Here is a 5,694-nt window from a genome sequence, read left to right as displayed (position 1 = left end):
GATGTGCTCTGCCCGAGGTGAGTTGTTCAGCTGTGTGTAAGAAGGCTCAGCGAGGGGCCGCGATGGAGAGGAAAGTTCCGGGTACGGGTGTGAGCACATACGATTCGAGTTGAGGGGGCTTCAGCCTGCTGCCCGTGGCAAACCGTGGGTCGAGGCTGATGGCGACCAAGTCGTTGTTGGACAACAAGATCGCCTCATCGCTGACATCTTCGAGGAGTGATTCGATTTCTTCCTCGAGGCTGCGGACCGTCATATCGATTCCCGCGACCCCATAGAAGTCGCCGGATATCTCCAGTGGGACGGTGAAGGTGAATGCGAACTGGTCCGTGCACATGTAGTCAACGAAGGGGCCGGTCATGTGCGGACGTCTCGTCGTTGCCGGTACTCGGTACCATTCGATGTCCTCAAGGCCGGCCTGATATGTGCCGAGCTCGGTGAGATCGGCGTCAAGAGGCAGGGGCTCCACACGACCGTTCTCGCGTTGAGTGACCCACCACAGCAGCGACCGAGATTGGTCAAGCACAGCAGGGTGGACGCTGACTATTCCTGCGCCGGCGAATTTGCTCGTGGAGTTGAGCGCGTCGAAGACGACCTCCTCCAGCCGAGCCTCCAGCGATCGAGGAGCGGTCGAGAGCGATTCAATTGCGACTCCCGATACCCTCTCGATCGTCTCTGGAACTTGAGCCTGCCAAGCGCTGATAACATCCACCAGCCTTGTCATTTCAGGCGTTTTGCTGATTGTTCTCACGTTCGTGCCTTTGTGCGTCATTGCGTCTGGACAACAGCCATCTGAGTGAGATGGTAACAGCTTCCTCACGGGCCTGGATCGCAGCGTCCGTGTCACCTGAGATCATCTCATTGAGCATTGTCTCATTGAGCGTGCGGATGGAATTTCGCAGATCTGGGTCGTCCAATCCGATCCACAGAAGTGCCCCGAAATCATTCTGGATTCGGATCTGTTCGTGAACCAGACGAACTGATTGGGACTCACCTGCCAGCCGAAGATCCAAACCACCTTGAACTGACCGAGCTTCAGCGCCGTCGCTGGGATCTGAACGAAGAAAGGTCTCGCGCACGGCGCCCAGGTTCTGTTCGAGACCCATGGCGGAGATCGTCCGCAGCACACCATCGACGATAGTTCGGTAATAGGTTGCAAGATCGGTGATCTCTGCACGGGAGAGCGCGGCGATTCGTCGTTCCAGTAAGGCATGTGCGTGGCTGGAATCGACAGCGACGAAGCTGCCACCGCCGCGTCCCTGCTTGGTATAGATGAGATCGGTGGCCCGCAGATGCTGTAGGGCCTCCCTGACGGTGACGAGTGAGACTCGGAACCTCGATGCCAGAGCCGACTCCCCGGGGAGTCGGTCGCCTGGGGCGAGAACTCCCGTCGCAATGGCATCTTCGAGACGCTGCCGGATCCTGGAAACCAGCGCTTTCTCTCCGATCGGGGCATAGATGGCCGCAGTGACCGAAGAATGTGTACGGCTATCTTCCATATGTCCAGTATCCGAGTGGAAGCTGATAAAACCTTGAAACATATGGTTTCATGTGTTTATATGATTTACGACACAATCACCTGGTTTGAGGAGCGCATCATGACAGAAACCGCGGCAACCGCGATCTCCCTCCGGGGTGTTGAGCGGCGGTTTGGTGATGTCGCCGCAGTCGATGGAGTCAATCTGGATATCACTGAGGGAGAGTTCTTCTCGATGCTCGGTCCATCCGGCTCCGGTAAGACCACGGTGCTGCGCCTGATCGCTGGTTTCGATGAACCGACAGCCGGCACGATCGAGCTCTCCGGTAAGCCGGTCCAACGCCTCGCGTCCTACGACCGCGACGTCAACACCGTGTTCCAGGACTATGCGCTCTTTCCGCATCTCAATGTGATCGAGAACGTCGAATTCGGTCTGCGCATCCGCAAGGTGGCCAAATCTCGTCGCCGCCAACTGGCGCGAGAAGCACTCGATCGGATGAGACTGGGCGCGTTTGAACGCCGCAGGCCAAGTGAGCTCTCCGGCGGACAACGGCAGCGTGTTGCCCTCGCCCGTGCCATTGTCGTGGATCCGAAGGTGCTCCTGCTGGATGAACCCTTGGGCGCCTTGGACAAGAAGCTGCGCGAGCAGATGCAGGTCGAGCTCAAGGATCTGCAGCGCAACCTCGGCATCACCTTCGTCTTCGTCACCCATGATCAGGAAGAGGCCCTGACCCTCTCTGACCGAATCGCGGTCTTCAGTGACGGGAAGATCCAGCAGGTCGATACACCGGAGAACCTCTACCGTGCACCAGCGACGGAATTCGTCGCATCATTCGTCGGAACATCAAACCTCTTCGACGAAGAGCACTCCCTGCGGTTGCTGGGAATGAACGGAATGTACACGATCCGACCGGAGAATCTACGCGTCTCATCGGCAGGAGATGAGCATGCTGGGCGGCTGACTGGAACTGTACGCAATCGGATGTTCATCGGCGCGAACCATCGGACGATCATCGATGTCGACGACATCGAAGTGTCTGTCCTCGAACCTGCCGACTCTCCCAACCGCAGCCTCGGCGAGCAGGTGAGCCTCGATTTCAATGAATCTGACGTTCGGAGACTCCGGGCGGACGAACAATCAGCGGCACACGTCGCACTTGATTAAGGAGAACAGTGAAGATGACACTGACAAAGCGCGCCAAAGGAGGCGCGGCCCTCATTGCGGCGCTGGCATTGACGTTCGGGATGAGCGGTTGCGGAACATCCTCAGGTGAGAAATCTGATTCCGGGGCCACGGAGCTGAAGGAACTCGGCGAGGCCGAGGGCGAGGTCTCGCTCCTGGCGTGGCCGGGGTATGTGGAGGATGGGTCGAATGATCCCGATGCGGATTGGGTGACTCCTTTCGAAAAGGAAACCGGCTGCAATGTGAAATCCCAGACCTACGGTACGAGCGATGAAGCGTTCAACCTCATGAAGCAGGGTGGGATCGATGTTGTCGCGGCCTCCGGGGACCTTTCTCTGCGACTCATCGCCGCGGACGACGTACAGCCGATCAACAATGATCTCGTCCCCAATTACAAGAATGTCTACGACTTCCTGAAGAACCGTGACTGGAACTCACTTGATGGCAAAAGCTACGGAGTCCCGCACGGATATGGGGCGAACCTTCTGATGTACAACAAGAAGGAATTCAAGAAGGCCCCGACCTCGTGGGACGTCGTCTTCGACAAGTCCGACGAGCATAAGGGCAAAGTGACAGCCTATGATTCGCCGATCTACATCGCTGATGCCGCAGTCTACCTGATGGATCACAATCCGGAGCTGGGAATCAAGAACCCGTACTCGCTTGATGAGAAGCAACTGGAAGCGGCCGTCGAGCTGCTGAAGAAGCAGAGTCCGAATGTGGCGGAGTACTGGTCGGATTACCTGAAGTCTCTGCAGGGCTTCGAAAACGGCTCGATTGTGGCTGGCACCGGATGGCAGGTGACGATGAACGAGCTCGACCCGAAGAAGTTCGGTTCCGTCATCCCCGATGAGGGGACCACCGGTTGGAGCGATACCTGGATGGTCTCGGCGGATTCCGAGCACACCACCTGTTCGTACAAGTGGCTCGACTACATGTCCAGCGCCAAGGGTTCGGCAGCGGCAACTGAGTACTTCGGCGAAGCTCCGAACAACCCAGGTGCTTGCAAAGAAGCCGAAGATCCGAACTTCTGCGATACCTACCATGCCGGAGACGAAAAGTACGCCGAGGGCATCTGGTATTGGACGACACCAATCAGTGAGTGCCTTGACGGGCGAACCGACGTCAAATGCACAGATTACGCCGCGTGGACCAAAGCGTGGCAGCAGATCAAGGGATGATCAAGAATGAGCCAGTCCAGTAATACAGACAGCCGAATTCAACCTCCGCCGAGAACCGCGGGGCGACGCCTATCGAGCTTCTTCGGCTCGCACCAACGGTTGTCGCTGACCGTGCTTCTCGCGGCTCCACTGGCCTGGCTCATTCTCATCTACATCATTGCGCTGCTCCTGCTGCTCGTCACAGCGTTCTGGTCCACCGACAGCTTCACTGGTCAAGTCGTCCAGAACTGGACATTGAGCAACTTCCAAGCAGTCTTCACCGAGGCACTGTACAGGGCGGTGACGGTGCGTACCCTCCTCATCGCAGTCTCGGTGACGGTCATCGACGTGCTCATCGCCCTGCCCGTCGGGTACTTCATGTCGAAGGTTGCCGGCCCACGGCTGCGAGGCGCGCTGGTTGTCGCGTTCCTCATGCCGCTGTGGGCCGCGTACCTGGTCAAGGCCTATGCCTGGCGCACAATCGTCTCGCCGCACGGTCTGCTCGACTCGATCGGAGCCTCACCCGGACTGGGAATCGCGGCCACCATCATCACCATGTCCTATATCTGGCTGCCCTATGTCGTGATGCCGGTGTACTCCGGATTCGAACGGATCCCGAACAGCCTCATTGAAGCAGCCGGTGACCTGGGGGCAAAGGGGTGGAAGACATTCACTGCGGTGATCATCCCCTTGGTGTGGCCATCGGTCATCGCCGGGTCGATCTTCTCGTTCTCGCTGACTCTGGGTGACTACATCGCCGTGCAGATCGTCGGCGGTTCGCAGCAGCTTCTGGGAACCTTGATCTACTCCAACGTCGGAACCGGTGGCAATATGCCTTTGGCCGCGGCCACGGCGTTCATTCCGATTGCGGTCATCCTGATCTATCTGACCGCTGTTCGCCGTACCGGCGCACTGAAGAATCTTTAGGACACTCCATGAGAATTCCTCTACCGGTCAAAGCCGTTCTCAGCGTCATCGTCTGTGCGGTCCTGGCCTTTGTCTATGTTCCTCTGCTCATCGTCGTCATCAACTCCTTCAACTCCAGCCAATCGCTGGGTTGGCCACCGCAGTCATTCACCTTCGAATGGTGGATCCGGGCATTCAGCGACCGAGGTGCGCTGTCGGCTTTGGGAACGAGCCTCCTAGTGGCTGCGTGTGCGACAGTGATCGCGCTCATCCTGGGCACCCTGGCTTCCCTGGCCCTCGACAGGTTCGATTTCTTCGGCAAAGAAAGCGTGAATTTGCTGATCGTCCTGCCGATCGCTCTGCCCGGGATCATCACCGGTATCGCTTTGAATAATGCGTTCACGACAATGCTGGGGTGGAAGCTTGGTCTGCTCACTGTGATCACGGCGCACGCGACGTTCTGCATTGTGACCATCTACAACAATGTGTTCGCTCGAATGCGTCGGCTCTCCGGAGATCTGCGCGATGCGGCGATGGACCTCGGGGCTGATTCTTTCACCACGTTCCGCCTGGTGACCTTCCCCCAGTTGAGAAGTGCTCTGCTCGCCGGTGGTCTGCTCGCGTTCGGGCTGTCATTCGATGAAATCATCGTCACGCAGTTCACTGCCGGCACCGGCGTGCAGACCCTGCCGATATGGATCTTCGACAACATGTTCCGGCCAGGCCAGGCTCCGATCGTCAACGTCATTGCGACCTTCCTCGTCATCGTCTCGATCATTCCGATCATGTTGGCGAACCGCATTGGAGGAAAAGCTGCAACAGGAGCGGCGTAAACACTCGAAGGTAGCCATTGCCTCGACCAGAAGGCATCGCCTCCTGGTTCACATGTAGCCGTGTTGGTGGGGGAGACCCCGAAGCAGAAGTACACGGGCACGCTGATCGCGGACGTGCCGAAATTCTGAGACCTCGGG

At 58.0% G+C, this 5,694-nt stretch carries 6 protein-coding genes; 4 read left to right on the top strand and 2 right to left on the bottom strand.

Translation table 11 applies throughout. The features are described from left to right. Window positions 1-46: 46 nt before the first annotated feature. Window positions 47-709: a cache domain-containing protein gene (locus tag FO013_RS22040; RefSeq protein WP_143924711.1), complete on the bottom strand. Its 663-nt coding sequence runs from the start codon at window positions 707-709 to the stop codon at window positions 47-49. A 13-nt stretch (window positions 710-722) separates the two neighbouring features. Then, a complete protein-coding gene (locus tag FO013_RS22035) occupies window positions 723-1,496 on the bottom strand; it encodes a winged helix-turn-helix domain-containing protein (protein WP_186293276.1) in 774 nt (257 codons plus the stop codon). A 99-nt stretch (window positions 1,497-1,595) separates the two neighbouring features. Between FO013_RS22035 and FO013_RS22030 the strand changes: the two genes are divergently transcribed. Genes FO013_RS22030 through FO013_RS22015 form a run of 4 tightly spaced genes read left to right on the top strand, consistent with a single transcriptional unit; the run spans window position 1,596 to window position 5,556 of the window. Beyond that, entirely contained in the window at window positions 1,596-2,639 is a 1,044-nt protein-coding gene (locus FO013_RS22030; RefSeq protein ID WP_260848332.1) for an ABC transporter ATP-binding protein, read from the top strand. 14 nt (window positions 2,640-2,653) lie between these two features. After that, complete coding sequence (locus FO013_RS22025) at window positions 2,654-3,838, top strand: ABC transporter substrate-binding protein (protein ID WP_143924708.1); 1,185 nt, start codon at window positions 2,654-2,656, stop codon at window positions 3,836-3,838. A 6-nt stretch (window positions 3,839-3,844) separates the two neighbouring features. Further along, window positions 3,845-4,744 (top strand): ABC transporter permease, encoded by a 900-nt coding sequence (locus FO013_RS22020; protein WP_143924707.1) that lies wholly within the window; start codon window positions 3,845-3,847, stop codon window positions 4,742-4,744. Between the two features lie 8 nt (window positions 4,745-4,752). Then, entirely contained in the window at window positions 4,753-5,556 is an 804-nt protein-coding gene (locus tag FO013_RS22015; protein WP_143924706.1) for an ABC transporter permease, read from the top strand. Window positions 5,557-5,694: the final 138 nt, after the last annotated feature.

The organism is Brevibacterium aurantiacum, from assembly GCF_007558825.1.
GTDB classification, from domain to species: Bacteria; Actinomycetota; Actinomycetes; order Actinomycetales; family Brevibacteriaceae; genus Brevibacterium; species Brevibacterium aurantiacum_A.
This window is presented reverse-complemented; position numbering and strand designations above follow the sequence as displayed.

Bases quoted from the DNA above. Each gene is read 5' to 3' on its own strand.
- FO013_RS22035 (WP_186293276.1), bottom strand. From the start codon at position 1,496: ATGGAAGATAGCCGTACACATTCTTCGGTCACTGCGGCCATCTATGCC.
- FO013_RS22030 (WP_260848332.1), top strand. From the start codon at position 1,596: ATGACAGAAACCGCGGCAACCGCGATCTCCCTCCGGGGTGTTGAGCGG.
- FO013_RS22025 (WP_143924708.1), top strand. From the start codon at position 2,654: ATGACACTGACAAAGCGCGCCAAAGGAGGCGCGGCCCTCATTGCGGCG.
- FO013_RS22020 (WP_143924707.1), top strand. From the start codon at position 3,845: ATGAGCCAGTCCAGTAATACAGACAGCCGAATTCAACCTCCGCCGAGA.
- FO013_RS22015 (WP_143924706.1), top strand. From the start codon at position 4,753: ATGAGAATTCCTCTACCGGTCAAAGCCGTTCTCAGCGTCATCGTCTGT.